The 18506-nt window shown below is 73.1% G+C and carries 12 protein-coding genes; 10 read left to right on the top strand and 2 right to left on the bottom strand.

The window, feature by feature from the left end:
- Positions 1-28: 28 nt before the first annotated feature.
- Entirely contained in the window at positions 29-1408 is a 1380-nt protein-coding gene (locus ACFWRO_RS18665) for a tetratricopeptide repeat protein (protein WP_384511479.1), read from the bottom strand.
- Positions 1409-1646: 238 nt separating this feature from the next.
- On the opposite strand from ACFWRO_RS18665, the gene ACFWRO_RS18660 reads away from it, so the two are divergent.
- Together ACFWRO_RS18660 and ACFWRO_RS18655 are read left to right on the top strand one after the other, a co-directional pair.
- Positions 1647-4940, top strand: a complete 3294-nt coding sequence (locus ACFWRO_RS18660) for a right-handed parallel beta-helix repeat-containing protein (RefSeq protein WP_384511476.1) — start codon at positions 1647-1649, stop codon at positions 4938-4940.
- Positions 4937-6220, top strand: coding sequence for a S8 family serine peptidase (locus tag ACFWRO_RS18655; RefSeq protein WP_384511473.1), 1284 nt, complete (start codon positions 4937-4939; stop codon positions 6218-6220). Before ACFWRO_RS18660 ends, ACFWRO_RS18655 begins: the two co-directional genes overlap by 4 nt.
- A gap of 29 nt (positions 6221-6249) precedes the next feature.
- Here the strand turns inward: ACFWRO_RS18655 and eccCa are convergent, their stop codons facing one another.
- Positions 6250-10164 (bottom strand): type VII secretion protein EccCa, encoded by a 3915-nt coding sequence (gene eccCa, locus ACFWRO_RS18650; RefSeq protein ID WP_384511551.1) that lies wholly within the window; start codon positions 10162-10164, stop codon positions 6250-6252.
- 248 nt (positions 10165-10412) lie between these two features.
- On the opposite strand from eccCa, the gene eccD reads away from it, so the two are divergent.
- The 8 genes from eccD (at position 10413) to ACFWRO_RS18610 (ending at position 18505) form a co-directional block, all read left to right on the top strand.
- Positions 10413-11822: a type VII secretion integral membrane protein EccD gene (eccD, locus tag ACFWRO_RS18645; RefSeq protein WP_384511471.1), complete on the top strand. Its 1410-nt coding sequence runs from the start codon at positions 10413-10415 to the stop codon at positions 11820-11822.
- A 110-nt stretch (positions 11823-11932) separates the two neighbouring features.
- Positions 11933-13396: a type VII secretion protein EccB gene (gene eccB / locus ACFWRO_RS18640; protein ID WP_384511469.1), complete on the top strand. Its 1464-nt coding sequence runs from the start codon at positions 11933-11935 to the stop codon at positions 13394-13396.
- A 194-nt stretch (positions 13397-13590) separates the two neighbouring features.
- Positions 13591-13941: a hypothetical protein gene (locus ACFWRO_RS18635; protein ID WP_384511467.1), complete on the top strand. Its 351-nt coding sequence runs from the start codon at positions 13591-13593 to the stop codon at positions 13939-13941.
- A 120-nt stretch (positions 13942-14061) separates the two neighbouring features.
- Entirely contained in the window at positions 14062-14385 is a 324-nt protein-coding gene (locus ACFWRO_RS18630; RefSeq protein WP_384511464.1) for a WXG100 family type VII secretion target, read from the top strand.
- 68 nt (positions 14386-14453) lie between these two features.
- Positions 14454-14915 (top strand): type VII secretion system-associated protein, encoded by a 462-nt coding sequence (locus ACFWRO_RS18625; protein ID WP_384511461.1) that lies wholly within the window; start codon positions 14454-14456, stop codon positions 14913-14915.
- A 3-nt stretch (positions 14916-14918) separates the two neighbouring features.
- Positions 14919-17597, top strand: a complete 2679-nt coding sequence (locus tag ACFWRO_RS18620) for an AAWKG family protein (RefSeq protein ID WP_384511459.1) — start codon at positions 14919-14921, stop codon at positions 17595-17597.
- Positions 17598-17682: 85 nt separating this feature from the next.
- Entirely contained in the window at positions 17683-18168 is a 486-nt protein-coding gene (locus ACFWRO_RS18615; protein WP_384511456.1) for a YbaB/EbfC family nucleoid-associated protein, read from the top strand.
- Entirely contained in the window at positions 18161-18505 is a 345-nt protein-coding gene (locus tag ACFWRO_RS18610) for a hypothetical protein (RefSeq protein ID WP_384511454.1), read from the top strand. The genes ACFWRO_RS18615 and ACFWRO_RS18610 overlap by 8 nt, the downstream gene beginning before the upstream one ends.
- The last annotated feature ends 1 nt before the right edge of the window (position 18506 follow it).

The raw sequence follows: 18506 nt of genomic DNA, 5'->3' as shown, positions 1-18506 counted from the left end.
GGCGGCGAAGCCGACCGTGTTACAGGACTCACGCCGACCGCACGGCGGCGGACTCCTTCGCGTCGCCCAGTGCGGCGGTGAGGCGGGACTGGCTCAGCCGGTTGTACGGACTGTCCGGTCGCAGTCCGATCCGTTCGCTGATCAGGAGGCGGGCCAGGTCGTGCCGTCCGGCGCTCAACGACGATTCGAGGAGGGTCTTCTGGACGGCGTCCCGCTGGGCGTGGCTGCCTCCGAACTCGTGGAGTCGGCGGCGCAGGGGCCAGAGCAGGTCCACGACGGCGGCGTGGTCGCCGCGCGCGTGGGCGACCAGTGCCCGGCAGACCGGAAGGCCGATCTCCGCCGTCATCGTGTCGTTGGTCAGGACGCCCGCACGGGTCTGGGCCAGCCATCGCTGCCGGTCGGCGATGAGCCGCTCGGCCTCGGCCGGACGGCCGGCGCCTACGTAGGACATGACGGCGTGCACGTCGTTGAAGGCGTAGAACGGCGGGTCGGCCCGCGCCGACCACGAGTCGGCGAGCGCCTCCCAGCGCGGAGTCTGGTCGAGACCCGCCAGGTGGAAGCGCCACAACAGGGCGGCCGCGTCCAGGAGTTCCATGGCCAGGCCGGCGGACGTCTCGTTGTGCAGGGTCGCGTCGTAGACGCGCAGCGCGGTCGCGTTGTCGCCCGCCTCCAGTGCGAACAGGGCGTAGTGCCACCAGGTGTGCACCGCGAGGAAGTTGCCGCCCGACCAGTCGCCGGTCCGCGTGTCGAGGTAGGCGATGCCGTCGGTGTACCGGCCCCGCATCTCGTACGTGTGCGCGACGGCGTGAATGGCCCACACGTCGTCGGGATGGCGTTCGACCGCGGCCCTTCCGACCTCCTCGGCGCGGTCGTAGTGTCCCGACTCCTCCAGGCCGAAGGCGTACATGCCCAGCAGCGGCCCGAGGTGGGGATCGTCCGGGTCCCAGGCGGACAGCGCTCCGCCGACCCGGTCGCGCAGGCGTACGGCGTCGCCGGTCAGGAAGTCGAGCTGGTGCCCCACGAAAAGCGCCAGCGCGTCCCGCGGGTACGCCAGGGTGAGCTGCTCCAGGATGCCGCCGGCGCGCAGAAGGTCGCCGGCGAGGAGGCTTTCGGCGGCGGCCGTGTGCAGGCGCTCGCGCGGTGGGAGCGCCTTACGGTCCAGGCCCGAGGCGTACGCGGTGAACCGGCGCCGCGCGGCCGCGGCGTCGGTCGGCTCGGTCCCCAGCACCCCCAGGTACGCCGCGAAGGCCTGCCCCACCGGCGAGCCCGGGTCGGCCGCGAGCAGGCCCTCGACGGCCGGGGTCACCTCGGGGCGGAAGAACAGCAGGGATTCCACGGCCCGGTCCAGGTGCGTCGCCCCCTCCACCGTCCCCTCGTGCAGGAAGTGGCCGTACCTGTCGGTCGCCATCCAGAATCACCTCACGCGATGTCTCGGGCAGAACACGTGCGCCGCCACATGCGGGGCGCCCGGCCCCATGAAGCCAGCTCCGGGCCACCGCGCACAGTCCCCGAAAAGGTGAAACCCGAGCGCGACGATTGTTTTCAGCGCTCGTCGAGTACTACCGGCATGATGTGCCTGCGTACCCATACAGGTGGGCCGCCGGTGGCAGCGCGCGTCCCCGGGGGCCAGAGCAGGAGGTTCCGGCGTGTCTCGCCAGCTACTGACCGTCGGCCCGGAGCCGGGACCCGAGCGGTGTGCGACGATCGGCGAGGCGCTGGCGCGTGCGCGCAACGGCGCGGTGATCAGTGTGGGGCCCGGTACGTACGCGGAGAACCTGGTCGTCACGGTTCGGGTGACCATCGTCGCCGAACAGGCGCGCGGCAGCGTGGAGATAGCCCCTCGTGACGGTGTGGCCGTCGCCCTGCGGGCCGACTCGGTGATGCTGACCGATCTGGTGATCCGTGGCCGGGACGAGGAGTTGCCCGTCGTGGACGTCCCGCGCGGCCAACTGGCCATGGACGGCTGCGAGGTGAGCGGGGCCGCGTGGACCGCCGTGCTCGCCCGGGGTTCGGGGTCGGTCGCGATACGGGACAGCCGGGTCAGCAACCCGGCCGGCGCGGGCGTCGTCGTCACCTCGCCCGAGGAGAGCTCCGTCGCCTCCTCCGTCCTCGAACACCTCGGCACCACCGGCATCGTGGCGGGCGAGAAGGGCTGCGTCGTAATCCGCGACTGCTCCGTCAGGCACGCCCGCGCCAACGGCGTCCTCGTCAACGGTGACGCCCGCGCGACCGTGGAGGACTGCGAACTCTCCCACACCGACAAGCCCGCCGTCGCCCTGGAGGAGCGCTGCTCGGCGACGGTCGCCCGCACCGCCGTCCATGACACCGCCACCGCCCTGCACATCACCGGCTCGGGCCGCATCCGGGTCACCGACCTCCAGGTCACCCGAACCAGCGGGCCAGCGATCGTCCTGTCCGGGGCGGCCGACCCGCAGTTGACGCGCTGCCGCACCGCGCGCACCTCGGGGCACGGGATTCTCGTCACCGATCGGGCGCGGGGCACGTTCGACGACTGTCTGATCGAGAGTGCGCAGAGCCCCGGGCTGCGGGTGGCCGACACGGCGGGCCCGGTCTTCCTCGGGCTGACCGTACGGGACTGCGAGTCCACGGCCGTGCTGCTGGAGGGGGATTCGCTGGCCGAGCTGGACCGGCTGGCCGTGGACGGTGCGGCCGAGGCGGGGGTACGGGTCGGGGGCGGGGCCGGTCCGCTGGTCCGGCGGGCCAGGATCAGTGGCGTCCAGGGGCCGGGCGCCGAGGTTCTCGGCGCCGCCCGGGCGCGCCTCGAGGACTGCGAGTTCCTCCAGCCCGCCGGCGACGGGGTACGGGTCGGGGATGAGGCGGCCGTCCAGCTGGCCGGGGCTGCCGTGCGCGGCCCCCGGGGTGCCGGGGTCGTCATCGGCCAGGGGGCCACGGCCACGGTGCGCGACTGCGAGATCGGCGCGGCCACGGGCGCGGGCGTCGAGGTGGAGAAGGGCGGCACGCTGACCGCCACGCGGGTCCGCGTCTCGGACGCGGGCGGCCACGGGTTCGTGCTCACCGAGGGCTCGACCGGCGCGCTGAACGTCTGTGAAGCGTCCGACGGCGCGGCGGACGGCTTCCGCGTGGAGTCGACCGGTCGTGTCACGCTCACGGGCTGCACCGCGCGGGACAACCGGGGCAGCGGCCTGGTCCAGACCCGGGCCGGCGACCGGCTCTCCGTCGAGGACCTGACGAGCACGGGCAACGGCGCACGCGACGCCTGGGGCAGCGGCGACGCCGTCGGCACCGACCCGGCCGGCGCGGCAGGGGCCGGTGTCGACCACGGGCCGCTCGCCGAACTGGAGGCGCTGATCGGCCTCGAGAACGTCAAGCAGCAGGTCCGTACGCTCGTCAGCCTCACCCAGCTCGCGCAGCGCCGTGCGGGGCTCGGCATGCCCGTGCCGCCCATGAGCCGCCACCTGGTCTTCGCCGGCCCGCCCGGCACCGGCAAGACGACCGTCGCCCGGCTCTACGGAGCGGTCCTGGCCGAACTCGGCGCGCTGCGCTCCGGGCATCTGGTCGAGGTGGCCCGGGCCGACCTCGTCGCGCAGATCGTCGGCGGCACCGCCATCAAGACCACCGAAGCGTTCCAACGGGCCCTGGGTGGGGTGCTGTTCATCGACGAGGCGTACACCCTCGTGTCGGACGGCCGGGGTTCGGGCGCGGACTTCGGCCGCGAGGCGGTGGACACCCTGCTCAAGCTGATGGAGGACCACCGTGAGGACGTGGTGGTCGTGGCCGCCGGGTACTCCGCCGAGATGCAGTCGTTCCTCGGCTCCAACCCCGGTCTGGCGTCCCGGTTCTCACGGACCGTCGAGTTCGAGAACTACACCGTCCCCGAACTCCTCGCCATCACCGAGACTATCTGCGCCCGGCACCGTTACGAACTGACCGACGCCACCCGCGAGGCCCTCACGGTCCACTACGAGCGGATGCCGCGCGACGCCACGTTCGGCAACGGCCGTGCGGCGCGCGGGGTGTTCGAGGAGATGGTGGACCGGCAGGCAGTGCGGCTCGCCGCGCTGCCCGCGGCTTCCGAGCAGGAACTCACTCTTCTGCTCCCCGAGGACGTCGGGGTCGAGGTCCCCGGCTCCACCGGCGACGGCGCGACGGGTGACCCGCTCGCCCAACTGCGGTCCATGGTGGGCCTGGAGGCCGTGAAGAGCGATGTGACGAGTCTGGTCAACCTGATCGAGGCGACCCGGCGTCGTGAGGCCGCCGGGCTGCCCGCGCCCCGGCTCAGCCACCATCTCGTCTTCACCGGTCCCCCGGGTACGGGCAAGACGACCGTCGCCCGGCTCTACGGCGAGCTCCTCGTCGGCCTGGGCATCCTGCCGCGCGGCCAGGTCGTGGAGGTCGCCCGCGCCGATCTGGTCGGCCGCTACGTCGGTCACACCGCGCAGCTCACCAAGGAGTGCTTCGAACGGGCCCTGGGCGGCGTGCTGTTCATCGACGAGGCCTACACGCTCACCCCGGGCGGCAGCGGGTCGGACTTCGGGCAGGAGGCCGTCGACACCCTCCTGAAGCTCATGGAGGACCACCGGGACGAGGTCGTCGTCATCGTCGCCGGGTACACCGAGGAGATGGACGGGTTCCTCGCCTCGAACCCCGGCCTGTCGTCCCGCTTCTCGCGCCGGGTACGGTTCGCCGACTACAGCTCCGAGGAGTTGGTGACCATCGTCGCCGAGCAGGCGACTGTCGGGGGCTACGTCTGCGCGCCCGGCACGGCCGAGGTGCTCCGGGTCCACTTCGACGCGCTGCCGCGCGGCCGGAGCTTCGGCAACGGGCGTCTGGCGCGGCGGATGCTGGAGGAGATGATGACCCGTCAGGCGGGCCGGATCAGCGTCTTGGACGCGCCGACCGTCGACGACCTGAGCCTGCTGCTGCCCGAGGACGTTCCGGCCGTCGCGGGGCACGCGTGAGCGCGGCGTGGCGGATCCCGGCGCGGCGGACGGCGGGGCGGCTTCCGGTCGTCGCCGTGCGGCTCGTCGCCGCGCTGGCCCTGACGGCGGCCGGCGCGGTGCCGGCCGCTTCCGCGAGAGCGGCGACGCCCGCCCTGGACGGCGGGGTGTCCACCGCGCTGCCCGGTCGGGACACCGTGCTGCTGCCGGTGCTGGCCTCCGCCCTTGCCGACAAGGCACCCTGCGCGGCCGCCTCCAAGCAGGTGGCCACGGCCGTGCCCTGGGAGCAGCGGACCCTCGCGCTGGCCAGGACCTGGCCCCTGACCGAGGGGGCCGGGGTGACCGTCGCCGTCGTCGACACCGGTGTCTCCACAGCGGCGCCGGCCCTCGCGGGCCGGGTCACCGCGCTCGGCACGGCGGGCGAGGACTGCGTCGGACACGGCACGTTCGTCGCGAGCCTGATCGCCGCCGGGCCCGTCAAGGGCGTCGGCTTCGCCGGGGTCGCCCCGCGGGCCCGGGTCCTCGCCGTGTCCGGCACCGGGCCGCGCGGCGGCGCCACGGCTCCCGCCGTGGCCGCCGGCATCAGGGCGGCCGTCGACGCGGGCGCCCGCGTCCTGACCGTGTCGGCCGCGTTCCCGGCCCGGGACAAGGCCGTCGGCGACGCCGTGGCGTACGCGCGCTCCCGTGACGTGGTGGTCGTCGCCCCGGCCGTGCCCGACGCCGCGCCCACGCCGCCGCCCGGCGCGGCCACCGCGGATCCGGTACCGCGCGCCTACTGGCCGGCCGCCGAGCCCGGGGTGCTGGCCGTGGTGGACGTCGACGTGAAGGGCGCCCGGCCGCGCGGCGCCCTGCTCCCGCTCGATGCCGACCTGGCCGCGCCCGGCCGCGGGGTGATCGGCTCCGGGCCCTCCGGCACCGGGCACTACATCGGCTCCGGCGCCTCGCTCGCCGCCGGGTACACCGCCGGGGCGGCCGCCCTGGTGCGCGCCGCGTATCCCGGGCTCGACGCGGCCGGGGTCGCCGCCCGCCTTACGGCCACCGCCTACCCGGCCGACGTGCCGCGCCTGGACCCGTACGCGGCCGTCAGCGCGGTCGGCACGACCGGCCCGGTGGCGGGCCCTGCGATCCCGGCGGCCGGTCCCGTCACCCTGCCCGACACGAGCGCGGCGGAACGGGCCGGTCTCCGCGGCCGCCTCCTGGCGGCCGGGGCGGCGGCGGTGCTCCTCGCGGTGGTCTGGGCCGCCGCGGTCGCCCGCGCCCGCCGGAGCCGAGGAGCCCCCGCCTCCGACCCCGTGCCGTAGCACCGGCACGCGGGCTAGCGTCTACGCGTCTACGCGACCAACCCCGTCTGGATGAGGCCCGACTTGCGGCGTACGAAGTGGAGTGCCCGGCCCGGGGGAAGGTTGCGGGGGCGGACCGTGCCGAACACGAAGCCCTCCGACGGGGGGCAGGACAGCAGCAGGGACGGGGTGTTGACCTCGCCGAGGCGGCGCAGCAGCGGGTCGTTCATGCCGCGGCCCGCCCCGGTCGCCGAGCGGGCGACGACGACGTGCAGGCCGACCTCGTGGCCGAGGGCCAGGTGGTCGAAGAGGGGGGCGAAGGGGTGGTCCAGTGTGCTGCCCGACGCGCCGACCATGTCGTAGTCGTCCACGAGCACGAAGAGCCGGGGTCCGCGCCACCAGTCCGCGAGCCGCATCCGGTCGGGTGAGATCTCCGGTCCGGGGCGGCGGGTGTCGAGCGCGCGGGTCACCCCGCCGACCAGTTCCTTGAGCACGTTCATGGAGACGGCGTGGCCGAGGCGGTACTCCGGCGGGACCGCGTCGAGCAGTTCGCGCCGGTAGTCGACGACGAGCACCCGCACCTCGTCGGGCCGGTAGCGGTCGGTGATGGCACGGGCGGCGAGTTTCAGCAGGTTGGTCTTGCCGCTCTCGGTGTCGCCGACCACCACCAGGTGCGGGGTGCGGGCGAAGTCGTGCCAGACCGCTCCGAGGTTCTCCTCGTCCAGGCCGAGCGCGAGCCGCAGGCCCTCCGTCCGCTCCGGGGCCGGGAGTTCACCGGCCGGGAGCCGGTGCGGAAGCATGCGTACGGGCGGGGCCGGCGGCCCCTGCCAGTCCGCGGCGACCCGCTGGACCAGGTCGGCGACCCCTTCGGTGAGGTCCTCGGTGGTCTCCAGGCCGTCCACCCGGGGCAGCGCGGCGAGGAAGTGCAGCTTCCCCTCGGTGGTCAGTCCCCGGCCGCCGGTGCGCGGCACCGACGCGGCCTTGCGGATGTCGACCACGGAGTCCATCGTGTCGCCGAGGCGCAGTTCGAGCCGGGTCGCGGACTGGTCGCGGATCTGCGCCGACAGCTCCACCCACCGCGTGGTGGTCACGATCAGGTGGACTCCGTAGTTGAGGCCGCGGGTGGCGAACTGGTTGAACGTGGCCACGAGGGTGTCGAAGTCCTGCCGGACCGAGGCCCAGCCGTCGACGATCAGGAAGACGTCGCCGTGCGGTTCGTCGGGGAACTCCCCGGCGGCCCGGCGCCGCCGGTAGGTGGCCATGGAGTCGATGTCGTGGTCGAGGAAGAACTGCTCGCGGTGGGCGAGGACCGCCGACACCTCCGCGACCGTCCGGTTGATGCGTTCCCCGTCGAGCCGCGAGGCCACCCCGCCGACGTGCGGCAGTCCGGCCAGGCGTGACAGCGTGCCACCGCCGAAGTCCAGGCAGTAGAACTGCACTTCGCGCGGGGTGTGGGTGAGGGCCAGGGCCGCGATCAGGGTACGGACGAGGGTCGACTTGCCGCTCTGCGAACCGCCGGCCACCGCCACGTGCCCGCCGGCCCCGGCCAGGTCGACGAGGAGCGGGTCCCGGCGCTGGTCGAAGGGCTTGTCCACGAGGCCCACCGGTACCCGCAGCCGGCCGACGCCCGGCCACCCCGCCGCGCACAGGCCCCGCTCGGGGTCGGCCGTCAGGGCGGGCAGCAGCCGGTTCAGGGCCGGCGGGAGGTCCAGCGGGGGCAACCACACCTGGTGGGCGGCGGGACCGGAGTCCCGCAGCCGGTCCAGGGCCGCCGACAGCAGGGTCTCGGCCTCCTCCTGGCCCTCGGCCGGTTCCGGTTCGGGCGCGGGGGCGGGGGCGCGGCTGATCACCCATCCCGCCGTCCACGGCACGACCTGGCTGGCGACCCGGGCCTGGACGGCCGCGCCGCCCCGCCTCCGGTAGGGCCCGGAGACGTACGCGGCGCGGAACCGGGTCAGTGCCTCCACCCCGCTCTTGAGGTATCCGGCGCCCGGCTGCGGGGGCAGTTGGTGGGCGTCGGGGACGCCGAGCACGCCCCGGCTCTCGATTGCGGAGAAGGTCCGCAGGCCGATCCGGTACGAGAGGTGGCTCTCCAGCTGGTGCATCCGGCCCTCGTCGAGGCGCTGCGAGGCCAGCAGCAGGTGTACGCCGAGGGAGCGGCCGAGCCGGCCGATCATCACGAAGAGGTCCATGAACTCGCGGTGCGCGGCGAGGAGTTCGCTGAACTCGTCCACCACGACGAAGAGGCTCGGCAGCGGGGCGAGGTCCGCGCCGGCCGCCCGCGCCTTCTCGTACTCGAGCGCCGAGGTGTAGTTGCCGGCGGAGCGCAGCAGCTCCTGACGGCGTATCAGCTCGCCGTGCAGGGCGTCCTGCATCCGTTCGACCAGGGCCACTTCGTCGGCGAGGTTGGTGATCACCGCGGAGGTGTGCGGCAGTCCGTCGAGTCCGAGGAAGGTCGCGCCGCCCTTGAAGTCGACGAGGACCAAGTTGAGGGTCTCGGAGGAGTTGGTGAGGGCCAGGCCGAGCACCAGGGTGCGCAGCAGCTCGCTCTTGCCGGAGCCGGTCGCTCCGATCAGCATGCCGTGCGGGCCCATGCCGCCCTGCGCTGACTCCTTGATGTCCAGCTCGACGGGGCGGCCGTCCGCGCCGACCGCGACCGGCACGCGGAGCCGGTCGCCGCCGGTGGCCCGCCGCCACAGCGTCGCCGGGTCGTGCCGGTGCAGGTCGGGGATGCCCAGGAGGGTCGTCAGCTGCACGTCCGAGGAGAGCGGCTCGGTGGCGTCCGTCGTCAGTCCCATCCGGTAGGGCGCCAGCATCCGGGCCAGCGACTCGGCGGCCATCGGTCCGACCGTGTCCGGGCGTCCGAGGAGCGTCGCCTGTTCCTTGCGGCTGCGGTCGGTCCGTACGAGCCGTACCGCGCCCGGCGCCATCTCCAGGCGCAGGGTGGTCCGTCCCGGCCGCCAGCTGAGCGCGCCCGACAGGTCGAGCACGACCGCGTTGCGGAAGCCGACGCCGTCGATCCGGTGGCCCGCCGGTACCGCCACCCCGTCGAGGACGATCACCGTGAACGGCTCGTCCCGCCCGGGCGGCGCCTCCGGGTCGAAGTGCTGCCGCTCGGTGAACTCGGCGCCGAGCCGGTCCTCCAGGTCCTCGAAGGCCGAGGTCACCATCCGGGCGGGGCCCGCGCCGTCCTGCTCCTGCGGATGGAGGTTGTGCGGCAGCCACTTCACCCACTCCCACTCGCCCCGCCGCTCGTCCGAGGCGCACACCGCGATCCACAGCTCCTCCGGCGCGTGGAACAGCGCCAGTTGGCTGAGCATGGCCCGTACCGCCGACCGCGTCACGGCCGCGTCGCCGCGCAGCAGCACCCGGGACCAGGACCGCAGGTAGACGCCGATGGGCTGGTCGGGGACGGTGCCGTAGGCCCGCATGAAGCGCCTCAGGGCGTGCGCCGAGAGCGGCTCAAGGTCCTCCACCGGCCGCGTCGACAGGGGGATCAGCCGCATCGCGAGCTGCTGGTCGCCGACGGCGATCCGCACCTCTCCGAAGTCCTCGTCCTTGGGCCGCCGCTCCCACAGCCGGGTGGTGCGCACCATGGACCGCAGCGCGCGCGGGTCGGGGTGGCGCCAGGCGAGCGCGAGCTGCTGTTCCACGACGGTGCGCTGCACCTTGCGCCGGGTCTGGGCCAGATAGCGCAGATAGTCCCGGCGTTCGCCGCTGAGCCGCTGCTTGCGCTCCCCGTTGCGGCGCATGACCTGGCCGACCATCATCGCGCCCGTCGCGAGCACCATCATGCCGATCGCGAGGTACGTGAAGACGCTGTTGGAGCCGCCGGGCCGGACGAAGACCAGCATCATCGACACCGACATCATGGCCATCGGCAGGTACGTCCACACCGCCGAGGTGTCGGGCACCGTCTCCGGCAGGGTCGGCGGCTCCTGGAGGTGCAGCTCGCCCTCGGGCATGTCCGGGCCACGGCGACGGGCGGGACGGCGGAACAGGACCACGCTCAACGCACAGGCTCCTCGGTCACGTTGGGGAGTGTTCCAGGGACATCACCCAAGGTCAGTGCCGGGGGCAGAGTACCGAGTACTCTGCATCCGCCCCACGCGGGGCGGCTCAGGCGCACCTCTCCGACGCGGTCGGCGCTCCACACTCTCGGACAGACCACCACCGAACACCACCCATCGCACACACCTTGGGAGTTGACCCGATGACGGACACCTCGGTCGCGGGCCTGTGCCGCCTGACGGTACGCGCCCCGGCCCGGACGGTCGACCTCGCCGTCCCGGCCGACGTACCCGTCGCCGACCTGCTGCCGACGCTCCTGCGGTACGCGGGCGAGGAGGGCGCCGAGCTGGAGGAGGAGGGCCTGGAGCAGGGCGGCTGGACCCTCCAGCGGCTGGGCGGGCGGCCCTTGGAGGAGGAGGGAACGCTGGAGACGCTGGGGGTGCGCGACGGTGAGGTGCTGTTCCTGCGGCCGATGCGCGAGGCCCTGCCGGACGTCCGCCTGGACGACCTCGTCGACGGCATAGCCAACGTCACCCGCGACCGGCTGCACGGCTGGTCCCCCGCCGCCGGCCGGCGGCTGCTGATCGGGATGACCGCCACCGCGCTGTTCCTCGGGCTGGTTCTGCTCGCCTGGCCCGGCGGTCCCGCCACGACCCGGATCGTCGTCGCGGGGGCCGCCGGGCTGCTGCTCCTGGCCGGGGCCGCCTCCGCCTCCCGGGCCGTCGGCGACCACGGCGCGGCCGCCACCCTCGGCTTCCTCGCCGCCCTCCACCTGGCGCTCGCGGGCTGGCTGCTGCCCGGCGGGGAGATCGCCGGGCCCGACGCCCACCACGTCCTCGGCGCCCGGCTTCTCGCGGCCGGTGCCGCCGGCGCGGCCGGTGCCGTCCTCGCACTCGCCGCGGCCGCCGTCACTCCGCCGTTCTTCCTGGCGGGCGCCGTCGCCGCGCTCGCCACGGCGCTCGCCGGGGCCCTCATGAACACCCTCGACGTCCCCGTCGACGGCGCCGCCGCCGCGCTCGCCACCGCGCTCGCGCTCACCGGCCCGTTCGTCCCCGGCCTCGCCTTCCGGCTCTCCGGGATGCGGATGCCCGCGCTGCCGGCCGACGCGGCCCAGCTCCAGGAGGGCATCGAGCCCTACCAGGGCCGGGACGTCGCCACCAGGACCGAGATCGCGAGCGGCTGGATGACCGCCCTGTACGCGGCGACCGGCGTCGTGTGCGCAGCCGCCCTGACGCCTCTCGCCCGGCACCCCGACCTCTCCGAGGTCCTCACCGCCTCCGTACTCAGCCTGCTGCTTCTGCTGCACGGCCGCGGGCTGGTCAACGTCTGGCAGCGGCTCGCGCTGGTCGTCCCCGGCATGTGGGGCGCCGTCCTGCTCGGTCTGGCCGCCGGCGCGGCGGCGGGACCGGAGGACCGGCCCCTGCTCCTCGCCGGGGTGTTCGCGGTCGCCGCCGCCCTCGCGGTCGCCTCCTGGACCGTGCCCGGCCGCCGGCTGCTCCCGTACTGGGGCCGCGCGGCCGAACTCCTGCACTCCGCCCTGGCCATCGCCCTGGTGCCGCTCACGCTGTGGGTGCTCGGGGTCTTCGGCGCGCTCCGGTCCCTGGGCGGCTGAGGAGCCGGTCGCTCCCGGCAGTTCGGGCCCCCTCACGGGGAATTGCCCGCTCACACCGAGAAGCTCCTCACGTCGAGCAGCCCCTTCATCTCCCAGCAGGAAAGGCTCCCGTGCAGTCCAAGCGCGACCAGGTCCAGGCCCACGCATTCGTCATGGGCCGCCTGACCTCAGGCATGCTCCTAGCCGACCCCGACGCTCCCGAAAGCCCCCTGAGCCGTACGACCCGGGGAGCGGTCACCGGTCTCGTCATCGCCGTGCTGATCAGCGCGGGCGCCGTCGTCCTCGGGCTCATCTCGCCCCGGGGCGACGACTCCTGGCGCAAGCCCGGCACTCTCGTCGTCAACCGGGAGACCGGCGCCCGCTACCTCTACCTCGACGGTCGGCTGCGCCCCGTGCGCAACTACGCGTCCGCGCTGCTCGTCGGCGGCCGGAAGCTCGCCACCGAGGACGTGGCCACCGCGTCGCTCGTCGGCACCCCCCTCGGCGCCCCGGCCGGCATACCGGGCGCGCCCGACGCGGTCCCCGTCGCCAAGAACCTGGACACCGGCGCCTGGCAGGTGTGCGCGGCCGCCACCGGCTCCCGCCCGTCGACCGTCCTCACCGCCGGGTCGCCCGCTCCCGGCACCGGCCTCGGCGGCGGCCAGGCAATCGTCGTCAGCGGCCCCGACGGCACCCGCCACCTGGTCTGGCAGGGCAGCCGGCTCCGCCTGGACCAGGCCACCGGGGCGGCCCTCTCGCTCGGTTACGGTTCCGTCGCCGCCCACCCCGTCAGCGCCGCCTTCCTCGACGCGCTGGCCACCGGGCCCGCCCTCGCCGCCCCCGCGGTGCCCGGTCGGGGAACTCCGGGGCCCGCACTCGGCGGCCGCCCGAGCACCGTCGGCCAGGTCTTCCGGGTCGCCGTGCCGGGCACCACCGATCAGCCGTACTACCTCCTCGGCAAGGAGGGCCTGGCGCCGCTCACCGCCACCGGGGCCGCCCTCGTCCTGGGCGATCCGGCGACCCGTACCGCGTACGCCGGCGGGGCGCCCGCCGCGACCACCCTGGGCGCCGACGTCCTCGCCCAGCACCTCGCCCCCGGCGCCGAGGGCCGCCCGCCCGCGACGCCCGGGCTGCCCACGAGCCCGCCCGCCGCCCTTCCCGTACCGGCAGGTTCGGCGCTCTGCGCCCGGATCACGCCGGGGTCCGGCGGCCCGCAGGTGACCGCCGAACTCGTCCGGGTCCAGGGGCTCGCCCTCGCGGCGCCGCCCTCCGGCGACAGTACGGCGCCCGCCTGTCTGAAGGTGGACGCCATCCTGGTCCGTCCGGGCCACGGCGTCCTCGCGCGGGCCCTGGGGGCCGACGGGCGGCCGGTGGGAGACACCACGTATCTGGTCGCCGACAGCGGTGTGAAGTTCCGGGTGCCCGACCAGGCGGCGCTCACCGCCCTCGGCTACGGGGAGGGCAGCGCCGGGGCCGTACCCTCGCGGCTCCTCGCGATGCTGCCGTCGGGTCCCGACCTCGACACCTCCGCGGCCCGGGGCCTGCGCCCGCCCACCACCACGGGGCCGGACTGCGGTTTCTCGAGCGGGGGTTGAACCATTCGCCGGTTTCTCCCGTATAGCCGATCGAGGGCTGTGGGAGAGGGTCCGACCACCCCGCGCCCCGGGGCGCGGGCACCCGAGCGCGCCCTGGCTCAGAAATACCTCAAAGAGCAGAAGTATTGAGGTCACGGCGCAGGCTGTGGCCATAGCATCACCCTGCGAACTCCCAACGACGAAAGGCCGGTTTCATGTCCGAAGCGACTGTGGGGAACGGTCAGCAATCAGAGGAAGGTGCCACCCGGAACGGGATCCAGGCACTGGAGCTGGCCTTCAGCGGCATCGTCAAGTGCCGCCAGGACGTGGACTCCACGCGCTCCGGCCTGGGCACGGGCTACGGCGGCAGCGACGGCGGTCAGTTCGGCGGTCTGCTGGAGCAGTGGGGCGACCAGACGGAGGTCATCCTCGCCAACCTCCAGGACATGATCGAGAAGCTGAACATCAGCCTCGTCGAGCACGGCAAGGCGCAGGGCTCCGCCAACGAGTCCATCAACCAGGCCTATTCGCAGTCGCAGTCCGCCTTCGACCAGATGATGGGCTGACGTTCCACCGCCGCGACGCCATCACCCGCCCCGCTCGACGACGACCCGCCCGTCGACGACCGCTCGACGAAGACCCGCTCGACGAAGATCCTGCCCGCCGACGACACGAAACGAGGGACCGTGCCCGAGAACCTGACCGACGGATACATCTACGTCGACTACGCCCACATGAACAACGCCGCCGACGACCTGGTCCACCAGACCCGGGCCATCGCGCGCACCCTCGCCTCCCTGGAGGCCGAGCTGAACGAGCTCGCCAAGACCTGGTACGGCAGCGACGCCAGCATGTACCAGCAGAAGCAGGTCGCGTGGAACCAGGCCGTCACCAACATGGAGACGATGCTGACCTCGCACGCGGGGCTGCTCACGGACATCTCCGGCAGCTACCGCTACAGCGAGAACTCCCTGACGCAGATGTGGGAGAGCGTGCGCGTCGGCCGCTAGGACCTGTCTCCAGGGACCGTACCGCCACCCCGCCCAGGACCACTTCACCCTCCGAGGACGCAGTCGCCATGCCCGACCTGACCCATCTCGACTCCGCCACCCTGCGGACGTTCGCGGACCAGGACCTCGCGGCCTTTCTCACCGCCCTCGCCGCGATCCGCAAGGACTCCCAGGGCACCGAGATCCGCGCGCTGAAGAGCATCCTGGACGGCCGCACCTATCCGAACACCCTCCAGCAGAACCCCGTGCTCGGCATCGGCCTCATGGCCGCCGACGACGCCGTGCACGGACTGTCGCTGATCGCCAACGTCCGCAAGGCCGCGGAGTCGGTCGACAACGTCTTCGCCGACCAGGAAGACCTGTTCGAGGACATCGACCGCAATCTCCGCGAGACCCTGCGGACCCTCCTCAACACCCAGGGCTCCAGCCTGATGTCGATCGACGCCGCCGAGTTCCTCGACGTGTTCGCCGACGTCGACGACAGCCTCGGCGGCGGAGACCGGGAGACCGACAGCCAGAGGGAGAACTGACCGGTGCCCGCCAACCACGATCCGGACGACTACTGGGGCCAGGCCGTCACCCTCTTCACCGGCTTCCCCATGCCCAGCCGCCAGAAGCTCTTCGAGAACCTCAAGAGCGTCGAGGGCATTCCGCTCTTCCGCCTGGACATCCAGAGCGAGAACAGCATGCGGGCGGTCACCCCGGCCGACTACTCGGCGATCAGCGGCTGGGGCAAGAGCAGCGGCCAGGACTACGACCTGGTCTTCTACCACACCGGCAAGGGCAACGGCGCCCACGACGCCAGCAACACCGGTGTCCGGATGCTCAAGGCCCGGATCATCATGATCGGCGTCCAGACCGACAGCAACGGACGCGGTCGGCTGCTCTCGGCCGGCGAGACGGTCTCCGGCGGGCCGTTCCGGGGCAGCTACACGGGCACCGAGTGGAACAACGGCCCGGTGGCGCAGTACGTCAGCGGCTCGAAGATCGCGCTCGACGCGCTGCTCAGCGGCTCGCTCACCACGCGCGGCGTCTCCTGGAGCGGTGCGAACGTCGTCGACGCCGAGGCGGTCAGCCTGGCGTCCTTCGAGACCACCGCGGCGGCGTTCGACCGGGCCAAGCAGTTCCTCGTCGACCAGGCCGCCGTCCTCAAGACCTGGGAGGACGGCTTCGGCAGCGACGGCGCGGCCTGGCGGGGGCAGGCCGCCGGCATCTTCCACCAGCTGATCCACCAACTGCGCCAGAACTACGACAACTACGTCGACCAGCTCGGCGGGACGGAATTCACCAGCACCCAGACCGGGCTGAGCGGGTACGCGCCCCGATCGCACTACAGCGAGTCCGTCCTCAAGGCCCAGCGTGACCTCGCCGCCGCGGGGGAATCCCTCCGCACCGCCTGGACCTCCTGGGCCTCGACCGGACGTCACGACCCGCACCGGGGGCTCCTGGAGATCCTGGACGAGATCAGCGCCTGGGTGATCACCAACAACGCCGCGTACATCCTGGCGAAGACGAACGCCGACGGCGGCACGGAGTACTCCACCGATACCGGATACGTCGAACTGCACCCCGTCTACGGGGACCTGGACAAGATCGAGAACTGGAAGAAGGTCGGTGACGCGGCCGTCGCCCGCTGGAACCACTACGTCGACGTCACCCTGATCACCGCGGCCAGCCTCGCCCTCTCCACCTTGAACAACAACTGGATCACCGACGCGGGCGAGTTCGAGGACCTGTTGGAGACCCGCAACTCGAACTCCCTCACCGACAACCACGAGCGGAATCTCAACGAGAACAACGAGAACCAGCTCAACGAGACGCTGAACAACCTCAACGACAACCTCGGCGAGAACATCGAGAACCTCAACCAGAACCTGAGCGACGGTCTCGGCGACTTCGGCAACAGCATCACCGACAACCTCAACAGCCTAGGCAACGGGCTCGGAGAAGGCCTTGGGGACCTCGGGAACGGTCTTGGCAACAGCCTCACCACCGCCCTGAACGGGCCCGGTGGCCTGGGCGGCCTGGGCGGTCTCGGCAGCGGGCTCGGAAACCTGAGCAACCTCGGCAGCGGCCTCGGCAACACGCCGTCCGCCCTCAACGGCCTGGGAAACCTGGGGAGTCTGGGTGATCTGAACGGTGGTCCGCTCACCAACCCCGGAGGCGGAACCACGTCCCTCAACCCGGACGGCACCCTCACCACCCGCTTCCCCGACGGCAGCATGAGCGTCTTCGACCCGAAGACCGGGAACATGACCGTCACCGGCAAGGACGGCAAGAAGACCACCACCTCGCTCGACCCGGGCGAGACGTTCACCAATCCGGACGGCAGCACCACCCGCCTCAACGCCGACGGCACCCTCACCACCACCTTCCCCGACGGCACGCTCCGCACCGTCGACCCCGACACCGGCCGCGTCACCACCACGAGGCCTGACGGCACGAGCACCGTCCAGCAGCTCAACCCGGGCCTGTCCGTGCCCGACCTGAACCTTCCCCGCCCCGACTTCGACGTCGACCGCGAGCTGAACCAACTGGACGACCTGCGCGGGCTGTTCGAGCGGAACGGACCGAACACCGTCTCCGGCCTCGGTGATGCGCCCGGCACCACGTCCTCCCTCAACGGACTGACCGGCGGCCTGAGTTCAGGTCTCGCGGGCTCCGCCTACGAGGAGTACGACAGCACTCCCTACGAGGGCGGGGCGCTGCGCTCAGGACCCGACCCGGCCACCACCCTCTCGGCGGCCCCGACCGCGCGGACGGACGGCAACCTCCTGAACCCCCTCGCGGCGTCGGGTCTGCTGGGCGCCTCGGGCGCGCAGGGCGCCGACGGTACGGGACCCATGGGCCCGATGGGGTCGCCGATGACCCCGATGGGCGGCGCCCCGGGCGCGGCCGGCGGCCAGGGCGGCACCAACGAACGGACCCGCAACGTCCTGGCAGAGCCCGGCGGCAGCCCCGACTCCCGCCGCCGTGGCGGAGCCCGTAACGGCTCCTCCGCCTCGGACGACGAGGACCTCGCCGACGGCTCGCGCCGCCGCCCCCGCACCACCGGATCCGCCGTCCCCTTCGCTCCGGCCACCACCCGGCGGCCCGCCACCGAGAGCCACGACGGCACCCCGGACCGGGAGCGGGCCAGCTGGCTCGCCGAGGACGAGGACGAGGACGTCTGGGGCACCGACGAGGGCGCCGCGCCGACGGTGATCGGCTGAGCTGCTGAGCTGCTGAGCGGGCGACGGTGATCGGCTGAGCGGGCGACGGGCGAGAGGGGCACGGAATGACGAGGAGCGTACGAGGGTGAGCGGAACGTCGATGGAGCAGCGCATCGCGCAGGCCATGGCGGAACTCGAGGCCGTCCAGAAGGCGGTGGCCGAGGCGGAGGCCAAGCTGAGCGAGGCCAGCGTGACCGTCCGGTCGAAGGACCGGTCCGTCGAGGTCACGGTCGGCCCCCAGGGCGAACTGGCCGGCCTGCGCTTCCTCGGCACGGCCTACCGCACCATGGAGGCCGGAACCCTGGCCGCAGCCGTCCTCGACGCGGCCGGCCAGGCACGTTCGCAGATGGCCCGTCAGATCAAGGACACCTTCGAGCCGTTGACCCGACCCAGCGCCACCGTGCCTGAACTCGAAGGCATCGACGTGGACTGGTCGAAGATCTTCGGACCGGACGTCCTCGACGAGGACGGGGACGAGGCCGACGACCCGGCCGCCGCCCGCCGCAGGCGCGGCGGACGCCGACTGCGCGACGAGATCCACGAGGATCCGGAAGGAGACGACCGTGCCTGAAGGAGACGTGTACTTCGCCATACCCGGCCGGCTTCAGGCCGGTGTACGGCAGATCGACCAGATCAGCTCCCTGGTCCAGGACATCGCGCGGGACTTCGTCTCCGAGGTGAACGCCGTCCGTGACTGGCCCGGCCGCGACGACAGCTTCGCGCGCGAGGTCCTGCCGCAGGAGAAGGACGAACGCGAGACGGCCACCCGAACGGCGGAGGCCATCGCGGAGGCCGTCGTGGAGATCGCCAACGGCACCCACGACAATCTGCGCAACATCGTGAACACCCAGGACGGTGCGCTCGACGCCATCGGCTCCGCCGCCCGTGGCCGCCGCGGAAGCCACTGAC

Source organism: Streptomyces sp. NPDC058579, from assembly GCF_042718575.1.
In the GTDB taxonomy this organism is placed as follows: Bacteria; Actinomycetota; Actinomycetes; order Streptomycetales; family Streptomycetaceae; genus Streptomyces.
The sequence above is the reverse complement of the archived record's forward strand: the minus strand, read 5'-3'. Positions and strand labels throughout refer to the sequence as shown.